General features: G+C 70.0%; 21 protein-coding genes. 14 read left to right on the top strand and 7 right to left on the bottom strand.

Annotated features, from left to right (window positions below):
• Positions 1 to 30 precede the first annotated feature (30 nt).
• Positions 31 to 1,446 (bottom strand): MFS transporter, encoded by a 1,416-nt coding sequence (locus ACFXKG_RS20660; protein ID WP_384840793.1) that lies wholly within the window; start codon positions 1,444 to 1,446, stop codon positions 31 to 33.
• A gap of 143 nt (positions 1,447 to 1,589) precedes the next feature.
• Complete coding sequence (locus ACFXKG_RS20665; protein ID WP_384840796.1) at positions 1,590 to 2,084, bottom strand: RrF2 family transcriptional regulator; 495 nt, start codon at positions 2,082 to 2,084, stop codon at positions 1,590 to 1,592.
• A gap of 142 nt (positions 2,085 to 2,226) precedes the next feature.
• Here ACFXKG_RS20665 and ACFXKG_RS20670 point away from each other — a divergent pair, with 142 nt between their 5' ends.
• From ACFXKG_RS20670 to ACFXKG_RS20695, 6 genes are all read left to right on the top strand, one after another.
• Positions 2,227 to 3,345: an NADH:flavin oxidoreductase gene (locus ACFXKG_RS20670; protein WP_384840799.1), complete on the top strand. Its 1,119-nt coding sequence runs from the start codon at positions 2,227 to 2,229 to the stop codon at positions 3,343 to 3,345.
• Positions 3,346 to 3,587: 242 nt separating this feature from the next.
• Positions 3,588 to 3,779 carry a hypothetical protein gene (locus ACFXKG_RS20675; protein WP_384840802.1) on the top strand — a complete coding sequence of 64 codons (192 nt, stop codon included), beginning with the start codon at positions 3,588 to 3,590 and terminating at the stop codon, positions 3,777 to 3,779.
• Positions 3,780 to 3,945: 166 nt separating this feature from the next.
• Complete coding sequence (locus ACFXKG_RS20680) at positions 3,946 to 5,079, top strand: sensor histidine kinase (RefSeq protein WP_384840805.1); 1,134 nt, start codon at positions 3,946 to 3,948, stop codon at positions 5,077 to 5,079.
• A 101-nt stretch (positions 5,080 to 5,180) separates the two neighbouring features.
• The gene (locus ACFXKG_RS20685; protein ID WP_384840808.1) at positions 5,181 to 6,083 is read left to right on the top strand and encodes an ABC transporter ATP-binding protein; all 903 of its coding nucleotides are present in this window, start codon (positions 5,181 to 5,183) and stop codon (positions 6,081 to 6,083) included.
• Positions 6,076 to 6,828, top strand: coding sequence for an ABC transporter permease (locus ACFXKG_RS20690; RefSeq protein ID WP_384840811.1), 753 nt, complete (start codon positions 6,076 to 6,078; stop codon positions 6,826 to 6,828). Before ACFXKG_RS20685 ends, ACFXKG_RS20690 begins: the two co-directional genes overlap by 8 nt.
• Positions 6,829 to 6,934: 106 nt before the next feature.
• A complete protein-coding gene (locus ACFXKG_RS20695) occupies positions 6,935 to 7,633 on the top strand; it encodes a response regulator (protein WP_384840814.1) in 699 nt (232 codons plus the stop codon).
• 87 nt (positions 7,634 to 7,720) lie between these two features.
• Here the strand turns inward: ACFXKG_RS20695 and ACFXKG_RS20700 are convergent, their stop codons facing one another.
• On the bottom strand, positions 7,721 to 8,389 hold the full coding sequence (locus ACFXKG_RS20700; RefSeq protein ID WP_384840817.1) for a GntR family transcriptional regulator: 669 nt from the start codon (positions 8,387 to 8,389) through the stop codon (positions 7,721 to 7,723).
• Between the two features lie 271 nt (positions 8,390 to 8,660).
• Here ACFXKG_RS20700 and ACFXKG_RS20705 point away from each other — a divergent pair, with 271 nt between their 5' ends.
• From ACFXKG_RS20705 to ACFXKG_RS20735, 7 genes are all read left to right on the top strand, one after another.
• Positions 8,661 to 9,314: an NAD(P)H-binding protein gene (locus ACFXKG_RS20705; RefSeq protein WP_384840819.1), complete on the top strand. Its 654-nt coding sequence runs from the start codon at positions 8,661 to 8,663 to the stop codon at positions 9,312 to 9,314.
• Positions 9,315 to 9,395: 81 nt separating this feature from the next.
• Positions 9,396 to 9,797 (top strand): RidA family protein, encoded by a 402-nt coding sequence (locus tag ACFXKG_RS20710; RefSeq protein WP_384840822.1) that lies wholly within the window; start codon positions 9,396 to 9,398, stop codon positions 9,795 to 9,797.
• Positions 9,798 to 9,981: 184 nt separating this feature from the next.
• Positions 9,982 to 11,091 carry an NADH:flavin oxidoreductase/NADH oxidase gene (locus ACFXKG_RS20715; protein WP_384840825.1) on the top strand — a complete coding sequence of 370 codons (1,110 nt, stop codon included), beginning with the start codon at positions 9,982 to 9,984 and terminating at the stop codon, positions 11,089 to 11,091.
• Positions 11,092 to 11,160: 69 nt separating this feature from the next.
• Complete coding sequence (locus tag ACFXKG_RS20720; RefSeq protein ID WP_384840828.1) at positions 11,161 to 11,904, top strand: SDR family oxidoreductase; 744 nt, start codon at positions 11,161 to 11,163, stop codon at positions 11,902 to 11,904.
• Positions 11,905 to 12,188: 284 nt separating this feature from the next.
• On the top strand, positions 12,189 to 12,425 hold the full coding sequence (locus ACFXKG_RS20725) for a hypothetical protein (RefSeq protein ID WP_384840831.1): 237 nt from the start codon (positions 12,189 to 12,191) through the stop codon (positions 12,423 to 12,425).
• Positions 12,425 to 12,799, top strand: a complete 375-nt coding sequence (locus ACFXKG_RS20730; RefSeq protein ID WP_384840834.1) for a fic family toxin-antitoxin system, toxin component — start codon at positions 12,425 to 12,427, stop codon at positions 12,797 to 12,799. The genes ACFXKG_RS20725 and ACFXKG_RS20730 overlap by 1 nt, the downstream gene beginning before the upstream one ends.
• Before the next feature lie 94 nt (positions 12,800 to 12,893).
• Positions 12,894 to 13,823, top strand: a complete 930-nt coding sequence (locus ACFXKG_RS20735; RefSeq protein ID WP_384840837.1) for an ADP-ribosylglycohydrolase family protein — start codon at positions 12,894 to 12,896, stop codon at positions 13,821 to 13,823.
• Between the two features lie 197 nt (positions 13,824 to 14,020).
• Here ACFXKG_RS20735 and ACFXKG_RS20740 read toward each other — a convergent pair whose 3' ends face one another.
• Entirely contained in the window at positions 14,021 to 14,170 is a 150-nt protein-coding gene (locus ACFXKG_RS20740) for a hypothetical protein (protein WP_384840840.1), read from the bottom strand.
• Positions 14,171 to 14,375: 205 nt separating this feature from the next.
• Positions 14,376 to 14,747: a winged helix-turn-helix transcriptional regulator gene (locus tag ACFXKG_RS20745; RefSeq protein ID WP_384840843.1), complete on the bottom strand. Its 372-nt coding sequence runs from the start codon at positions 14,745 to 14,747 to the stop codon at positions 14,376 to 14,378.
• 92 nt (positions 14,748 to 14,839) lie between these two features.
• Between ACFXKG_RS20745 and ACFXKG_RS20750 the strand changes: the two genes are divergently transcribed.
• Entirely contained in the window at positions 14,840 to 15,679 is an 840-nt protein-coding gene (locus tag ACFXKG_RS20750; protein WP_384840846.1) for an SDR family oxidoreductase, read from the top strand.
• A 659-nt stretch (positions 15,680 to 16,338) separates the two neighbouring features.
• Here ACFXKG_RS20750 and ACFXKG_RS20755 read toward each other — a convergent pair.
• Positions 16,339 to 16,689, bottom strand: a complete 351-nt coding sequence (locus ACFXKG_RS20755) for a hypothetical protein (protein ID WP_384840850.1) — start codon at positions 16,687 to 16,689, stop codon at positions 16,339 to 16,341.
• A gap of 287 nt (positions 16,690 to 16,976) precedes the next feature.
• Positions 16,977 to 17,264, bottom strand: coding sequence for a hypothetical protein (locus ACFXKG_RS20760; RefSeq protein WP_384840853.1), 288 nt, complete (start codon positions 17,262 to 17,264; stop codon positions 16,977 to 16,979).
• Between the last annotated feature and the right edge of the window lie 185 nt (positions 17,265 to 17,449).

Genomic DNA, 17,449 nt, shown 5'->3' on the forward strand with positions numbered 1-17,449 from the left:
AACCCGCGGAAGAACATGTCCGCATGCCACTCATTCAGCCGGGGAGCGGCGGGGGGACTTGCGCGGGATGCAGAAGAGCGCGAGGGCGGCGGCCGCCAGATACGCGGCCGCGCCGGCGGCCATGCTGGTCCGCAGCCCGGCGGTGAAGCTGGCCGCGGCGGCCAGCAGGGAGCCTCCCAGCGCGACGCCCGCGGCACTGCCCACCTGACGGGTGGTGTTGAACAGGGCGGAGGCGGTGCCGGAGTACTGGTCCGGGGCGGCCGACATCACCGTGGTGGTCGAGCCGGTGAGGGCGAACGACGTTCCGAAGCCCGCCGCCATCATCGGCACCACGAGCAGTGGATAGTACGGGTCAGGTCCGGCCGCGGCCCAGCCCGCCAGGCCCGCCGCGCCCAGGAGCATGCCGACGACCACGAGCGGACGGTGTCCGGTGCGGCGTGCGAGTCGCCCGGACAGGACAGAGGCGAACATGGTCATGGCCACCGCGGGAAAGAGGGCGAACCCGGTGCGCAGCGCGCTCAGTCCCCGCTGGTGCTGGAAGTACAGGCTGGCGGTGAAGATCATGCCGTAGAAGGCGAAGTTGAACAGCAGGCCGATGGCCGCCCCGCCGCTCATCGGGCGGGAGCGCAGCAGCCGCAGGGGCAGCAGGGGAGTACGGGCCAGGTGCTCGCGCAGGACGAACACGGCGGCCGCCAGCAGGCACAGGCCCGCCCCGGTCAGAATCAGTGGGTCCGTCCAGCCGCGCCGTCCGGCCTCGTTGAGAACGGCGGTGAGCAGGGCCACCACCGCGATGACCGCGCATTGGGCCGGCCAGTCCACGGGACGGTCCGTACGCCGGGCCGAGGCGGGCACGCGGCGCAGTGTGAGCAGCAGACAGGCACCCCCGACAGGCAGATTGATGAAGAACACCCAGCGCCAGCCCACGGTGGTGACCAGGAGCCCGCCCAGAAGGGGACCGGCGGAGGCGGCGATACCTGCCATGGAGCCCCACAGACCGAAGGCCCGGGAGCGCTCGGCGGGCGAAGGGAAGGCGTGTTGGAGGAGGGCGAGGGAGGCGGGCACGATCAGTGCCGCTCCCACTCCTTCCAAGAGCCGGGCGGCGACCAGGGTGCCGGTGCTCCAGGCCAGTCCGCAGCCGGCCGAGGCCACGGTGAACACCACCACCCCGGTGCAGAAGATCCGGCGGTTGCCCAGCCGGTCACCCAGCGCGCCGCCGGTGAGCAGCAGGCCCGCGAAGATCAGGGTGTAGCCGTTGGTGATCCACTGGATCCCCGTGAGGGACGCCGACAGCTCCCGTCCCACCACCGGAACGGCGACGTTGATGACGGTCACGTCCAGGATGACCATGAAGTAACCCGCACAGACCGCGAGCAGCGGAGCGAGGGACCGGCCCGAAGACACAGACCCATCCGGTCCATGGGCATGGGAACCACCGGCGCGCGCCATGGAAACACGGTATTTCACGAATTGCGCATGATGTGGCAGCCCGGCCCCGTGCCCGGCTCTCACACTGAACGAGTTGTCGGCAACGGCCGGGACGCCGATCACCGAGCGCCGCACCCGACGGATTGCGAGGCGACGTCAGCGGATCACACCCGAGCCCGCGTACCGCCGGTGCGGGTCCGGCCGGTGGCCGGAACGGTCGGACGGGTGTGGTGGTCCGTGCAGCGCAGCTCGTGCATGGCGTCGGCGAGCGTCTGGTCGCCGAGCGTCGTGAGTACGGCCTGCTCGGCGCGCTCGGTCAGCTGGGCGAAGAACCCGGCGGTGTGTGCCGACACCTGGCAGGTCTGCCGGCCTTCGGGGCGGCACGTCCACAGTGGCTTGTCGCCGATGACGCTGACGTAGACCTCGGCGAGCGGGATGTCCTGCGGGGAGCGGGCCAGTTTCGCGCCACCGGTGCGCCCCTTCACCGAGTCCACCAAGCCGTCCCTGACGAGGGGGGCCAGGAGTTTGCGGACCAGGCTCGGGTTGGTGTTCAGGCCCTCGGCGAGCTGGCTTGAGCTCACCACCGCGGTGCCTTCCTCGGCTGCGACGCCGAGGAACACCAACGTCGTCAGGGCGCTGGAGAACCGGACGTCCAACACGGGGGTACCACCCTTTCTCCTCAAGTGCAGCCTATCGGACATCCCTCCCAGACCTTAAAGAGTACTTGTCACAGTTGCACTTTGCGGGTGAGATATGTACGTTTGAAAAGTACATATTACTCGTCCGAGGAGTTACGTCTTCATGCCTTCGCTCGCAGCTCAGTACCTGGCCAGGCCCTTCACGCTGGGTTCCATGGAATTGCGGAACCGGATCGTGATGGCTCCGATGACCCGGGCCCAGTCCCCGGGCGGTGTGCCGGGGGAGAACGTCGCCGCCTACTACGCGCGGCGGGCCGCGGGCGGAACCGGGCTGATCGTCACCGAGGGCACCTACGTCGATCACCCGAGCGCGGGCGACGTGGAGAGCGTGCCGCGTTTCCACGGTGCGGAGCAGCTCGCCGGCTGGCGCGGCGTCGTCGACGCCGTGCACGCCGAAGGCGGCCGGATCGTGCCCCAGTTGTGGCATGTCGGCATCACGCGGAAGGCAGGAAACCCGCCGTTCGCCGACGCCCCGTCGGTCGGTCCGTCCGGCATCGCGCTCGACGGCACCCCCGGAGCCGGAAAGACGCTGTCCCTTTCCGATATCGACGACATCATCGGGGCCTTCGGCGATGCGGCGCGGGAAGCCGAACGTATCGGGTTCGACGGCGTGGAACTGCACGGCGCGCACGGCTACCTCATCGACGAGTTCCTGTGGCAGCGGACCAACCGGCGCACCGACGCCTACGGCGGCGACGTCCTCTCGCGGGTGAAGTTCGCCGCCGACATCGTCACCGCCGTCCGTGAACAGGTCTCGCCCGACTTCCCGGTGATCCTGCGCTTCTCCCAGTGGAAGGCGTACAACTACGATGCCCGGCTCGCCGCCGGTCCGGACGAACTCCAGGCGCTGCTGGACCCGTTGACCGAGGCCGGTGTCGACGCCTTCCACGCCTCGGGCCGCCGCTACTGGGAACCCGAGTTCCCCGAGACCGGGCTCGACCTGAACGTGGCCGGCTGGACGAGGAAGCTCACCGGCAAGCCCGTCATCACGGTCGGCTCGGTAGGACTGGACGCCGTTTTCGACCCCAGCACCCTCGGGACCGCGCGCGTCGGGGTGGACAGCGTCGAGCGTCTCCTGGAACGCCTGGAGCGGGACGAGTTCGACCTCGTGGCCGTCGGCCGGGCGATGCTGGCGGACCCGCAGTGGGCGAACAAGATCCTCGACGGCAAGGAGTCCGAGCTCGTTCCCTTCGGCGCCGAAGCCCTCCAGACCCTGAACTAGCGGACGCCCGCGACGTCGAAGACGTAACGCCGGAGCGGAAGTCCGCCGCTCAGAACGACGCACGCCCGCCGCGCGGGTACGGCGTCCGTGCCACCGAGGAGACGTGACCGGGCTGTGCCGGCCCGACGGCAGGCACGCACAGCCCGTAGCTGATCTGTCGCCCTACGGCCTGCAGCCGCGCGCCGCGCTGCCGGTGCCCGGGATCCGGGGGCGGCCGACACCATGTTCCGAGCGGCGGTACGGTGGCTGTCGGATCCGCGGTGGTGGGGGTGGACGTGGCACGTATCTGGGCCGGGCTGGCCGTGGGCTTCGCGGCGCTCGCCGTCGGCAGCATCGCATCCAAAGAACCCGGTGCGCCGATCCGCGGCGGCGACCTGGTGACCACCGGGCTTCTGGCCTGCCTCGCCTGGGCCTGCTGGAGAGCCCGACGGTGACGGCACGGCCTTCCCGGCGGACCACACGTCAACTCCTCATCGTGGAGAGGCCATCCATCCGCAGGCCCGGGCATCACCGGACAGGCGGCCGGCCTGTTGGCCGTCACCGACCCCGGCCGGAGTCCTACCGGGTGGGGGGAAGACGCCGTTCGGTTACGTTGAGGGCATGAGCGATGTCCCTCGTCGGCGTCCGATCACGCTCGATGTGTTGGCTGCACTCGGGCTCGCACTGCTCCCGCAGGTGTCGGTACTGCGGCCGGCCGTCAGCGGCGAGGTGAGCGTCAGCACCGTGTGGCTGCTGTCGCTGAGCAGCGCGCTGCCGCTGGTGGCCCGGCGGCTGTGGCCCGTGCCGGTCTTCTGGGTTGTGCTGACCACGGCCTGTGCGGCACTGGCCCTGGGTGTCGGCCCGGCTCCGTTTCTTGCCGCGGCGTACGCCCTGTATGCGGTGGCGGCGACAAGGACGCGGCAACCAGGGTTGTCCGCCGTTTTCGTCGCCGGGCTGTGCGCGGCGGGGGCGCTCCTGCTCACGGTGACGGGAGGGCAGGGATACCAGGGCGGAACCAAGGTCGCACAGGCCGTGTTCGCCCTGCTCGTCCTCGGTGCCACCTGGGCGTCGGGCACGGCCGTCAGGGAGCGGCGGGAGAACGTCAGGCGCGCCGTCGAGCATGCCGCCGAGCGGGCGAGGGCCGAGGAACGCCTCCGCGTCGCCCGTGACGTCCATGACGTGGTCACGCACAGCGTGGGCCTGATCGCCGTCAAGGCAGGCGTCGCCAACCACGTGTTCGCCACCCGCCCGGAGGAGGCGCGGGAAGCCCTGACGGTGATAGAGGACGTCAGCCGCAGGGCACTGCGCGACATGCGGGCCACGCTGAAGGTGCTGCGCCGGGAGCAGCAGGGTGGTGCTCAGGACCTCCGGCCGGTTCTCGGGCTGTCGGACCTGCCCGCTCTGCTCAGGACCGCCGAAACGGCCGGTGTCCGCGTGGATCTGCGCTCGCGGTGCGCGGAGGAACTTCCCGACGGCGTCGCGCTCTCCGCGTACCGGATCGTCCAGGAGGCGCTGACGAACGTCGTCAAGCACGCCGCACCGACCCGCTGCAGGGTGCGTCTCACCACGGAGCATGGCACGTTGACGATCGACGTGACCGACGAGGGCCCGGGGCCCGGGCGCCGATCGACCGTGCCCGGTGGCGGATGGGGACTCGTCGGGATGGAGGAGCGGGTCGCCGCCCACGGTGGCACCCTCAGGGCCGGTCCCCAACCGGGCGCGGGATTCCGGGTCCTTGCCACGCTGCCGTACTGAGCACGACTCATTCGCGAGTATGACTCCAGCCCGCGCGAGCCGTCCGATTGTCCCGCCTCCGGACCGATGCGGCCGGTGAGGCGCCTGACCAGACTCACCATGTGATCGACGTACAGAACTTGACCAAGCGGTATGGGAAGCACACCACCGTGGACGGTCTCACCTTCACGGTGCGCTCAGGGTCCGTCACCGGGTTCCTGGGACCCAACGGAGCGGGGAAGTCCACGACGATGCGGATGATGCTCGGCCTCACCCGTCCCGAGGCCGGATCAGCACGCATCGACGGCCGCTCCTACGACGAGCTGACCTGTCCGGCCCGGCACGTCGGGGCCCTGCTGGAGACGTCGGCTCCGCATCGCGGCCTGACCGTCGCCCGCCATCTGCTGTGGCTCTCGCGGAGCAACCGGATTCCCCGCGGACGCATCGGAGAAGTCCTTGAGCAGGTCGGCCTGACGGGAGCGGCCCGGCGGCGTATCGGGGCCCTCTCCCTCGGTATGGCCCAGCGACTCGGTCTGGCCGCGGCCCTGCTCGGTGATCCGCCGGTTCTGGTGCTCGACGAGCCGGTCAACGGTCTCGACGCCGAGGGAATCCGGTGGCTGCGTGAACTGCTGCGCTCCATGGCTGCCGAAGGCCGGACCGTCCTCGTCTCCAGCCATCTCATGACCGAGATGTCCATGGTCGCGGACCATCTGATCGTCATCAGCCGCGGACAGCTCCTCGCCGAGACGAGCATGTCGGACTTCGTCCAACGCCACGGGCGTACGTATGTACGCGTGCGGACACCTGAACTCGCCAGGCTCACCAGCGCGCTGGGCCGGCAGGGGGCATCGCTGAGGCTCGCACCGGACGGCAGCCTGGAGGTCGACGGCGTGCCGGCAGCCACCATCAGCCGGCTGGCCGCGGCAGCCGGACTCCCGCTCGACGAGCTGAGCAGCCACACGGATTCCCTTGAGGACGCCTTCCTCAAGCTCATCGGCGACGGCGGAAGCGCCACCCATGTCTGAGACGCTCGCGGCCGTCCGGGCCGAATTCGCCAAGCTGCGCGGCATCCGCAGCACCCTCACCGCCCTGCTGCTCTTCGTCCCGGTCAGTGTCCTCATCGCCGCCCTGGGCGGATGGTCGGCGAGGGGCGCGATTCAATCCGGCAACCCGGGGCTCCGCTCCGACTTCACCCCTGAGCAGGCCGGCCTGGACGGCATCCTCTACGGCCAGCTCGCCCTGATCGTGTTCGGTGTGCTCATCGTCTCCAGCGAGTACACGTCGGGCATGATGCGGGTCTCGCTGCTCGCGGTGCCCCGGCGCGGGCGGCTCTACGCGGCGAAGATGGCCGTCACCGCCGTCTCCGCGGCGGCCGTCGCCATCCCCGTCACCGTCATCAGCTACCTGGTCACCCAGTGCGCCCTCGGGCCTTACGGCACTTCGATCGAAGCGGGCGGCGTCCCTCGTGCCCTGGCCGGCGCGGTGGTCTATCTGACGCTGATGACCCTGTTCGCGGCAGGCATCGCCGCGATGGCCCGCGGCGCCGTCGTCCCGCTCGCCGTTCTGCTCCCGACAGTGCTCGCCGGATCTCAGATCCTGTCCGTCGTAGGAGCGACGAAGGAGGTGGCACGGTACTTCCCCGACCGGGCCGGCACACACCTGCTCACCATCGGCTCGCCGGACGGGTACATCGGAGCGGTGGTGCTGCTCGTGTGGACCGTGGTGGCGCTGATCCTCGGCTACCTCCGGCACGCACGCTGGGACGCATGACGGGACACACCCGACGCTCTTCCGTCCCCGACCTGTACGGTCCCAACAGTCGTTCGGCCCGGTCGGCACGGCGGAACATCCAGGACCGTGGGAGTCGACGGCCCCCATGAGCAGCGCAGGAGGACGCGGAGTGACTGAGGCGCTGCGGGTACTGATCGTGGACGACCAGGCGCTGCTGCGCGGGAGCTTCCGTGTCCTCATCGATGCGACACCGGGAATGCGGGCGGTAGGCGAGGCCGGCGACGGTGTCAGAGCCGTGGAACTCGCGCGGCAACTGAAACCGGATGTCGTCCTGATGGATCTCCGGATGCCCGTCATGAACGGCATCGCCGCCACGCGGGAGATCTGCTCCGACGAGACGATGACCGGAGTACGGGTACTGGCCCTCACGATGTTCGACATGGACGAGTACGTCTATCCGGCCCTCCAAGCGGGCGCAAGCGGCTTCCTGCTCAAGGACGCCACCCCGTCCGAGCTGGTCGCCGGCATTCGCGTCATCGCCACCGGCGAAGGGGTACTGGCCCCCACGGTCACGCGCCGCCTCATCGCGAACTTCTCCCACACCGACGACACGGCTCGGTCGGCTCCCCGGCTCGTCGGACTCACCAAGCGGGAACAGGAGGTGCTCGGATTGATCGCGAAGGGACTGTCGAACGCCGAGATCTCCCAGCGACTGGTCATCAGTCTGCCGACGGTGAAGACCCACGTGAGCAGTCTCCTGACCAAGCTGAACGCTCGTGACCGTGCCCAACTCGTCATCATCGCCTACGAAAGCGGCCTCGCTCAGCGCGGGCTGCCAAGCTGACGAGCGCAGGCCCGGTTCGCAGCGACGCGCTCCCCGGCACCGTCCTGCCCGTCACGGCGGCGCCGGGCCCCATCGTCCCGCACGATCTCAGTCCGGGGCGGTGCTCCCGGCCACCACGTCGACGGCGTGGCGACGGTGCGCGGCGAAGTGACGGAGCGCGGTTTCGGTGTCGCGGGAGCGCAGCGCGGTGACGAGCGCGTGGTGCTCGCGCGGGATGCAGCCGAGGTATCCCTCGATGCTCAGGTTGATCCGGGTCAGCAGGAACAAGTGGACCTGACACCGTATGCCGTCCCACGCGTCGGCGAGACGCTGGTGGCCGGCGGCGGCGAAGACGGCGTCGTGGAAGGCGATGTCCAGTCGCACCATCTCGTGGACGTCCGTAACCGGCTTCATCACCTCGGCTGCCTTGGCGAGGGACGCGAGGTCCTCGTCCGAGGCGTGCGTGATCACCTGGCGGACGGCCAGGTCTTCCAGTGCGCCACGCAGGCTGTCGAGCTCTGCGACATCCCCGGGGGAGAGAGCCGTCACCGTCGTTCCGCGATGCCACGCGCAGTGCACCAGGCCCTCGCGCTCCAGCACGCGCAGGGCTTCCCGCACCGGGCCGCGGCTGACGTCCATGACGGCGGAGAGTTCCACCTCGCGGAGCTGGGAGCCGGGTGCGTAGGCCCCGCTGAAGATGGCCTCCCGGATCCGGTCCGCGACCTCGTCCGACAGGCCGCGACGGCGAGCCGGGGACACCTTGCCCTGATCACTCATGTCTGACGTGCACCTCCTCAACGTGCGTCCTCATGTTAACATTCGGATATTGTCTCAATGTAAACATTGAGACAATGGCGCGCTCGGCCCTCTGGACTCGCCTCGGGAAAGGCGGCGCCGTGACTGTTCCGATTCCGCCGACCCCCGGTTCCACCTGGCCGTACCGGTCGACGGTCCCGGCCGAGGCGTTCGCCGATGACTCCCAGGTGTTCGCTTCCCGACCGGAGGACACCGTGCCCCTCTCTCGCCCATCGAACGAAAGGATGAATTCGTGAAGGTTTTCCAGATCGGCGCCGCCGGAGGAGTCGGCCGCCGCCTCGCTCCACTTCTCACCGCACGCGGGGACTCGGTGACCGGCATGCATCGCGGGCCCGCTCAAGGCGAGACCGTGCGGGAGGCCGGCGGGACTCCGGTGATCGGTGATCTCATCGCCGACTCGGTCGACGTACTCGCGCAGAAGATGCGGGGCCATGACGCCGTCGTCTTCTCGGCCGGTGCGCACGGCACCGGGACGGACAAGACGACCCTCATCGACGGCAAGGGCCTGGAGAAGGCCGCCGACGCGGCCGCGCTCGCCGGGGTGCCGCGGTTCGTGCTCGTCTCGGTGTTCCCCGACGCACTGCGCGGCGGCGAGGGCGGCAAGGGTTTCGAGCACTACGTCAAGGTCAAGAAGACCGCCGACGTGTACCTGACGCGCACGGCTCTCGACTGGCTGATCGTCCGTCCCGGAACCCTCCTGGACACCCCCGGCAGCGGCATGGTCACGGCGGGACCCGCCGTCGAATACGGCGACGTGCACCGCGACGACGTCGCCGCGTTCATCGGCGCGGCCCTCCATGAGCCCGCCCTGAACCGCGTGATCATCGAGCTCACCTCCGGCGGCACCCCCGTCGCCGACGCCGCGGCACAGCTCGCGGCCGCCTGACCTCCCACCCCACCCCACCCCGCCCCACCCCACCCCGCCCCACTCCACTCGACGACCGCACCACCAGCAGGGAGCAGCACCATGACCGCCATCGATTCCTACAGTCACGACGTCTCCGGCGAGAAGGAGTTCGGCTTCGCCCAGGCCATCAAGGTCGGCGACACGATCTATGTCTCCGGGCAGCTCTCCCACGACGAGGAGGGCAACTTCCTCCACCCGGACGACTTCGACGCCCAGCTCCGGCAGTCCTACGCCAACTTCGAGAGAGTGCTCGCCCACTACGGCGCGACGCGCAACCAGGTCGTCTCCGAGACCCAGTTCATCGTGGACCTGCCGAAGTACAACATGGCGATGGCGGCGGCGAACCTGGCCTACTTCGGTGCCCACCGCCCCACCAGCTCCACCGTCGGTGTCGCCTCGCTGTTCTTCCCGGGCCAGCTCATCGAGGTCGGCTTCGTCCTCGACACCCGCCTGCCGGCCTGACCACGAAGTCGCCCCGGCCGGAGGCCCGGCAAGACCCTTGACGGCCGGACCGCCGAAGTCATCAGCGAGATCCCCGATCGCGGACGCCGAGGCCTTCCCCGCCCGTGAACGCGTGCCCTCCCACTCTCCCCTTCCCCCGCCGGCCTTCCTGGCCTGCCCTTTTCCCGCCCGAAAGAGAATCACCATGAGCGTGCTGTTCACCCCCATCACCCTGCGATCCCTTGAGATACCCAACCGGGTCTGGATGTCACCGATGTGCATGTACTCCGCGGCCTGCGACGGTCCGCAGACCGGTGCGCCCACCGACTTCCACCTCGCCCACCTGGCGTCACGCGCCGCCGGTGGCGCGGGCCTGGTCATGGCCGAGGCCACCGGAGTCCGGCCGGACGGGCGGATCAGCCCCTGGGACCTGGGCCTGTGGAACGACCGCCAGCAGGAGGCATTCGCCCGTATCACCCAGGCCGTCAAGGCGCACGGTGCCGTCCCCGCCATCCAGCTCGCGCACGCCGGCCGGAAGGCCTCGGTGGACAAGCCCTGGCTGTCCGACCGGTACGTGCCCGAGGCCGAGGGCGGCTGGCGGCCCGTGGCGCCCAGCGCGATCGCGTACGACGGACTGGCTGTTCCGCACGAGTTGACCGTGGACGAGATCCAGCGGCTCGTACGGGACTTCGCTGACTCCGCACGCCGCGCGCTGGCCGCCGGGTTCCAGGTCGCCGAGGTGCACGGCGCCCACGGCTACCTGATCAACTCCTTCCTCTCCCCGGCCTCCAACCGCCGCACCGACGCCTACGGCGGCAGCTTCGAGAACCGGATCCGCTTCGCCCTGGAGGTCGTCGACGCCGTCCGCACGGTGTGGCCCGAGGACCTGCCGGTCTTCTTCCGTACCTCGGCCACCGACTGGCTGACCGAGAACCCGCAGGACGAGCGCGAGGGCTGGACCGGGGACGACACCGTCCGCCTCGCCAAGGAACTCCAGGCCCATGGCGTCGACCTGCTCGACGTGTCGACCGGCGGTATGGTCCGCGACGCCAAGATCCCTTCCGGACCGAACTACCAGGTGCCCTTCGCCACCCAGGCCCGCCAGGCCACCGGCATCCCCACCGCTGCTGTCGGCATCATCACGGAGCCGCGACAGGCGGAGGAGATCGTCGCCGACGGGCAGGCCGACGCGGTCCTTCTCGGCCGTGAACTGCTGCGCAACCCCTACTGGCCCCAGCACGCCGCGCTCGAACTCGACGCCGAGCCCCGCTGGCCCGAGCAGTACGCCTACGTCGTCAGGCGCGGCGGGCGCTGACCCCTGCGACCTCTACCGCCCTGCCCTCACCAGGGAAGACGCGCGGAACCACCCCACCGGGAGATTTCCATGAACCACCTTCAGGACAAGGTCGTCGTCATCACCGGCGCCTCCTCCGGTATCGGAGCAGTCAGCGCCAAGGCCCTCGCCGCCCGCGGCGCCAAGGTCGTCCTCGCCGCCCGTGGCCAGGAAGCCCTCGACCAACTGGTCGCCGGCATCGAGAAGGCCGGCGGCACCGCGGTCGCCAGGCTCACCGACGTCGCCGACGCCGCGGACATGCGGGCGCTGGCCGACTTCACTGTCGGCACCTACGGGCGTATCGACGTCCTCGTCAACAACGCCGGCCTGATGCTCTTCTCCTACTGGAAGGACCTCGCGCTCGACGACTGGAACCGGATGCTCGACGTGAACATCCGCGGATACCTCAACGGCGTTCACGCCGTCCTTCCCGTGATGCTCCGCCAGAAGTCCGGCCACATCCTGAACATGGACTCGGTCGCCGGACACCAGGTCGGCGACGGCGCCGGTGTCTACAGCTCGACAAAGTTCTTCGTCCAGGCCATGACCGAGTCCATGCGCAGGGAACTCGGCGTCCGCGAGGGCATCAAGGCCTCCACGATCAGCCCGGGCGTCATCGACACCGGCTGGGCCGACAAGGTCACCGACCCCGTCGGACGGCAGGTTGCCCAGGAGCTCAACGCCATCGCCATCAGCCCCGAGTCCATCGCCGACGCCGTCGTCTACGCGCTCGACCAGCCCGCCGACGTCACCGTCAACGACCTGGTCATCTCACCCACCCGCCAGAACTGGTAACACCCCGGGCCCGATCGAGTGCTCCTGCGGCGGGCGGGACGCTCCGCATCGGTCCCGCCCGCCGCCGAGCCTCCCGGAGTGGTCCTGGCCGAGGCGGGAGCGGTCGCAGAGGGCGGCAGGGGCAGTGTCTCGCGTTCCATCCAATGGCCGCCTCGGCTCACCGTCACCGTTGTCCGCGTCGTTCCCTCTGAGGCCGGCGCTCATGAGGCGTGGGAAGGGCGCCGCTGAGTGGGAGTCCGGCGGGAGGGGTGTACCCGCATGGTAACAACTGTTACCATGCGGGTATGGCCAAGACACAGCTCGGTGCCCGAGTCGATTCCGAGATCGCCGAACTCGCACGCAAGCGGGCCGTCGACCGGGGACTGCCTCTGGGGGACTACCTCGCACAGCTCGTTCTCGAGGACGCGAGCGGCCTGCGCGCACGCGCCGTCAGCGCAGCCGGGCGGTTCCTCGACGAACACCAGCACGTCTTCGACGAGGCCGAGAAGGCCACGGATGCTCCAGGAGCCCACGCCGCGTAATGGACCTGCACATCGACGTCTCCTGGATCCTGCAGGTCGCCGAACTCGCCGGCGCGGGCGACCCCGCCCCCGACGACTACGGTGTCCCTGTCGCCGCCTGCGCCCGGCACCGCGCCGAACTGCTCGAACAGCCGGTCTACGACGGTCCCTACACCCGCGCCGCCGCCTTGGTGCACACCCTCGGGCGCTGCCGATGGCTCGAACGCTCCAACCTCGCCGTCGCCGCCGCCACCGGCGTCATGTACCTGGAGGCCTCCGGCATCACCGTCAAACCCACCCACGAACACGCCACCGCACTACGCGACATCCTCCTCACCCCCACCTGCACCGCCCGCGACATCGCCGCCCTCCTGCGTACCTGGCCCACAAGCTGACCCCACCTTGCGGACCGGCCGCCCGCGCCGGCCGCCCAGACGGCGAAGGAAGCACGCCGCGCGGCAGTCGGCGCGGCGCAGATAGCCTGCGCGGATGAAGCGGATTCAGCGGGCCGCCGGCGTGATCGTCGGCTCGGCGGTGGGTGACGCCCTGGGCGGCCCCTTCGAGTTCGGTCCGCAGGGAGCGTTCTCCGCGCGGTTTCCCGTGCCTGGTGCCGGTGGCGAGATGTGCGGAGGCGGTGGCTGGGACCCCGGCGAGGCCACTGACGATACGCAGATGGCCGTCCTGGTCGCGGAGTCGCTGCTGGAGCGGGGCGGACTGGATCTGCCGGACATCTTCGCCCGCTTCCAGCGGTGGGCGGTGTCAGAGCCGAAGGACATCGGTTTGCAGACCGAGGACGTCCTGACCAACGGCATGCCCTGGGACCTCGCCGCCGTGACGCATGCCCGGGTCAACCAGCGAGCAGCGGGAAACGGCTCCTTGATGCGGGCATCGACCTCCGCGGTCCACTTCGCGGCCGCCGGTCGGAAGGCCAGCATGGACGCGGCCCGCCGCATCGCTGCCCTCACCCACGGTGACTGCGCGGCCTGGGAGGGCACCGCGATCTTCCACGAGCTCGTCCGCGTCACGTTCGAGGACACCGACCCCCTCACCGCGCTCCCGCACATCCTGGCTCTCGTCCACCCCGACCACCGCGGCCGCTACGCCACCGTCCTCGCGCCCGACTGGCACCCCGATCAGGCGACCGAGTTCAACGGTGCCGTCTGGCCCTGCCTGGGCTCCGCGGTCTGGGCCCTGCGTACCACCACCGGCTTCGAAGACGCGATACGCGCGGCGATCGATCTCGGCGGTGACACGGACACCGTCGCCGCGGTGACCGGAGGCCTCGCGGGTGCGTACTACGGGCTGGACGCAATCCCCGCCCGCTGGACCCAGCCGCTCCATCTCCCCCTCCCGGGATTCGACGGACGAGTGCTGCACCTGGCGGATCTGCTCCATCTCGCACACCGCCTCGCAGGCTGAACCGAGCCCTGCGTAGTTGTGTCCCTGTGGAGCGGCGCCAAGCGGGAGATCGGACGGCGGAAGTGCTTCCTGTGGCCGTGCGCACCGCGACGCCCGCCGGGCCGGGCACGACGAACGGCGCGGTCAGGGCCCGAAGGAGTGGCCGGCGTCGCGGTGCGGTGCGGCCAGGTGGTTGGACCGTGCGGTCGGCGCCTCGTTCACCACACCGGAGGGTGAGGTTCTGATCCGCGGCCCTGCGTGTCGGCGCGCTGCAGCAGGTCGCCCCGTACGACCGAAGGCGATCCGGCCTTCGCGTAGGCGGGGTCGACATCCTCGGTGGAACGGGCGAGCTGGTACTTCTTCCACACCGGCTATCGGGAGACGCCCAGATGCTTGTCGATCCGCTGCCGGCCTCGCCGTTGTGCCGGGCACGGATCACGGCACAACGTGTTCTTCCATCTGGAGGTCATGCGGCGCGTTCGGGGCGGCCGTAGGGCGCTACGGGATCAGGGCGAGGATCTGGCTCAGCAACATGTCCACCGCGTCGCGGATGCGTGCCCGGCCACCACCGTGCTATCCCGCGTTGCGCGGCGGCAGTCGCCGGGTGATCCGGTCGAACAGATCCGTCAGCGGCTCGCCGACGTCCCGGCCGAACTCGGTCAGTCCGTAGGTGACCTGGGGCGGCGTCGTCGGTTCGACCTCCCGCCAGACCAGGCCGTCCTGGACCAGCGCGCGCAGGGTCTGAGCGAGCATCTTCTCGCTGATGCCCTGGATGCTCTCGCGCAGCTCGTAGAACCGGAGTTCGTTGCTCCGCAAGGAGATCAGCACCCAGATGCCCCACCTGCTGGTCACATGGTCGACCACATCGCGCGCGGGGCAGTCAGTGTGAAACACGTCATACCGCTCCGCTGCACCGGCCTGTCTGCGCTGCACGCTTCCTGTCACGTCATCAGCTTACCTCTAGGTATGTCCTTACCAAGAGTTAGCCCAGTCTCCTAGCGTGAAGACCACAGAAGACATCCGACAAGGAGCTGATCATGATCGTGGTGACCGGGGCTACCGGGAATATCGGCCGGCCGTTGACGCAGGCGCTGGCCGAGGCGGGCGAGCAGGTGACGGCGGTGTCACGGCACACGGCCGTGGTGCCGAACGGCGTCCGTCATGTGGCGGCCGACCTGGCCGAGCCGGCCGGCCTCAAGCCCGCGCTGGCCGGGGCGAAGGCGCTGTTCCTGCTGCTCTCCGGCGACCTGCACGCCACGGGCGCCCGCCCTGCCGACATCATCGGCGAAGCCGCGGACAGCGGGGTCCGCCGGGTCGTCCTGCTCTCCACACTGGGGGTGGTGACCAGGCCCTTCGGCGCCACGCGGATCGCGATGCGCGCGCTGGAGGATCTGCTGCGGGAGTCCGGCCTGGAGTGGGCCATCCTGCGGCCGGGCGGCTTCGCCTCCAACGCCCTGTGGTGGGCCGAGTCCGTCCGCACGCAACGGGTCGTCGCCGCGCCCTTCGGTGACGTCGGGGTGCCGATCATCGACCCGGCGGACATCGCCGCGGTCGCGGCGGCCTGCCTGCTGGACGACCGGCACACCAGGGGTGTGTTCGAGCTGACCGGCCCGGAGGTGATCACTCCGCGCCAGCAGGCGGAGGCCATCGCCACCGAGCTGGGCTCGCCGGTGAGGTTCCACGAGCTCACCCGCGACGAGGCCAAGGCCGGCATGACCCGGAGCATGCCGGCGGAGCTCGCCGACGACACTCTGGACATCCTCGGCTCCCCGAACCCGGCCGAGCTGCGCGTCAGCCCGGACGTCCAACGGGTCCTCGGCCGCGCTCCGCGTCCCTTCGCCGACTGGGCCGCCCGCAACGCCCCCGCGTTCCGCTGACCGGTCGGTGCCACCGGAACCGCTCTTCGCGCTCGGCGATCCACCGCTGACAGTCGGGGACCTGGCCCGAAGCCGACGCTGACCTGGCTTTCCTGGCTTTCTGCCGGGCCGGATCCGAACGCCGCAGCCGCAGCAAATCGCCGTGCGGGCTACCCCGTTGGCTCCTTGAGTTCGCCATCGCCCGCCGACAGGCGGCGGAAGCGTTCACCGAGCCCGGACATTCCGGGGAGGACGCGGGCACCTCCAGCCACCTCCACCCGCTCCAGCGGCCGACGTCCGATGAGCCGCTCATGTACGCGCGACGGGGCGACACCGTGCACGTCTCCGAGATGTTCGGTCTCGTGCGCGGGCCCCGGTACATCCTCGACGTGCTCGATCCTCCACCGCGGTCGTCTCGCCCCGCGTATCCACGGCGGCGCGCCGTCCCCGATGGACCTCACCGCCGGCCACCCGCGCACAGGCGAGTTGCTGTCCACGGTGGAGTTCATGGGGCGGCCGCCGCCCGGCAACCCCGGCCGGGCGGATCGATCCGGTCCGCACCGCGTACCCGGAGGGCCGCTCCATCACCACCCTGACCGGCGAACACGGCGTCAGCCCCGGCGCCATCCGTCCCGCCGAACCGGGGCCGGCCGAGCGCGCCGCGGGTTCGCGCCGGACCGTCAACTGCGCCTGCCTGACGGAAGGTTCGTGTCGTCCAAAGCGGCTCGCGCCGCCGACGTGAAGCTGCCGAGGCGCTCGGAGACCATGGTCACCTCGACAGCGTGACGCTCGACGAACTTTACGTTGCGATCCGGGGCACCCGAGGAGTCGCGCCAGGCGAGAAGAGTCGTATGCATCGAGTGGAGCCCCAGGTGAACGCTGTGGGCGGCCTGCTCCACCGACTCGGGCCCCTCGACTGTGAGGCCGGCCCAAGCCGCCTGCGCCAGAACCAACTGATCTTGCGCGATCCGGAGCCGCCGGTCGGCCTCCGCCACGTCTGGGGCATCGCCGATCAGTGCTCGTGCAGCCATCTTCAGAGCGCTGCGCGTCTCATCGGCCGGGGCGAGGAAAGCGCTGTACGCGTCTCGTCGCAGTTGTCTGCGCCACTGGGAGTGCTCGGCCTTGGCTCGCCTCTCCAACTGTCGCCACGTCGACCCACTGGAGATCGCCGACGCCGCAACCGTGCCGAAAACGCCTACCTTGTCGTCCCGTACCGCAAACGCCCCGGTCCAGGCCGTCGCCCATAGGCACGACCTCGCCCTGACCGCATGACCGGACCAGCCCCAACCTGCCCGCCCGCAACCTTCTGCGACACGCTTCAGGAAACGCCGAGCACCCAGATGAGAGCCCCGGTGCCGACGAATCCGACGGCGCCGAGGACGGTCCCCGCGACAGCGGTGCACAGGCGGCCGGTTCCCTGGAGGGCGTAGCGGATACCCGTCGCGCCGAGAGTGACGGCGAGGGCTCCGGCGATGACCGCCCAGGGGAACAGGAAGAGTGCGGGCGCGCAGACGCCCACCGTGGAGAGGGCGCCGAGAACAAGTGCGGTGGGCCCCAGGGCATCGGCGGGAGTGTCCGTCCGGGTGGGCATGGTCGGCTCGGGCATGACCTGTTCCCCTCTTATTGAACATGTTCAAATTATTTGCCGATTGTACCGGCGGAGGGAGCAAGCCGGAGCGGTTACCGTCGCGCACCGCGCCGAGGCGCTCGCCGTCGCGTACCGGTTGCGGGTCAGGAAGGTGATGCCCTCCGTCATACGGTCGCGTTCCTCCCCAGGGCGAAGGCGCGGAT

The organism is Streptomyces sp. NPDC059255, assembly GCF_042752355.1.
Taxonomy (GTDB): Bacteria; Actinomycetota; Actinomycetes; order Streptomycetales; family Streptomycetaceae; genus Streptomyces.

Coding starts and splice junctions, on each gene's coding strand:
- ACFXKG_RS20660 (WP_384840793.1), bottom strand. CDS start 1,446: ATGGCGCGCGCCGGTGGTTCCCATGCCCATGGACCGGATGGGTCTGTG.
- ACFXKG_RS20670 (WP_384840799.1), top strand. CDS start 2,227: ATGCCTTCGCTCGCAGCTCAGTACCTGGCCAGGCCCTTCACGCTGGGT.
- ACFXKG_RS20680 (WP_384840805.1), top strand. CDS start 3,946: ATGAGCGATGTCCCTCGTCGGCGTCCGATCACGCTCGATGTGTTGGCT.
- ACFXKG_RS20690 (WP_384840811.1), top strand. CDS start 6,076: ATGTCTGAGACGCTCGCGGCCGTCCGGGCCGAATTCGCCAAGCTGCGC.
- ACFXKG_RS20695 (WP_384840814.1), top strand. CDS start 6,935: ATGAGCAGCGCAGGAGGACGCGGAGTGACTGAGGCGCTGCGGGTACTG.
- ACFXKG_RS20700 (WP_384840817.1), bottom strand. CDS start 8,389: ATGAGTGATCAGGGCAAGGTGTCCCCGGCTCGCCGTCGCGGCCTGTCG.
- ACFXKG_RS20710 (WP_384840822.1), top strand. CDS start 9,396: ATGACCGCCATCGATTCCTACAGTCACGACGTCTCCGGCGAGAAGGAG.
- ACFXKG_RS20715 (WP_384840825.1), top strand. CDS start 9,982: ATGAGCGTGCTGTTCACCCCCATCACCCTGCGATCCCTTGAGATACCC.
- ACFXKG_RS20720 (WP_384840828.1), top strand. CDS start 11,161: ATGAACCACCTTCAGGACAAGGTCGTCGTCATCACCGGCGCCTCCTCC.
- ACFXKG_RS20725 (WP_384840831.1), top strand. CDS start 12,189: ATGGCCAAGACACAGCTCGGTGCCCGAGTCGATTCCGAGATCGCCGAA.
- ACFXKG_RS20730 (WP_384840834.1), top strand. CDS start 12,425: ATGGACCTGCACATCGACGTCTCCTGGATCCTGCAGGTCGCCGAACTC.
- ACFXKG_RS20735 (WP_384840837.1), top strand. CDS start 12,894: ATGAAGCGGATTCAGCGGGCCGCCGGCGTGATCGTCGGCTCGGCGGTG.
- ACFXKG_RS20750 (WP_384840846.1), top strand. CDS start 14,840: ATGATCGTGGTGACCGGGGCTACCGGGAATATCGGCCGGCCGTTGACG.
- ACFXKG_RS20755 (WP_384840850.1), bottom strand. CDS start 16,689: ATGGCTGCACGAGCACTGATCGGCGATGCCCCAGACGTGGCGGAGGCC.
- ACFXKG_RS20760 (WP_384840853.1), bottom strand. CDS start 17,264: ATGCCCGAGCCGACCATGCCCACCCGGACGGACACTCCCGCCGATGCC.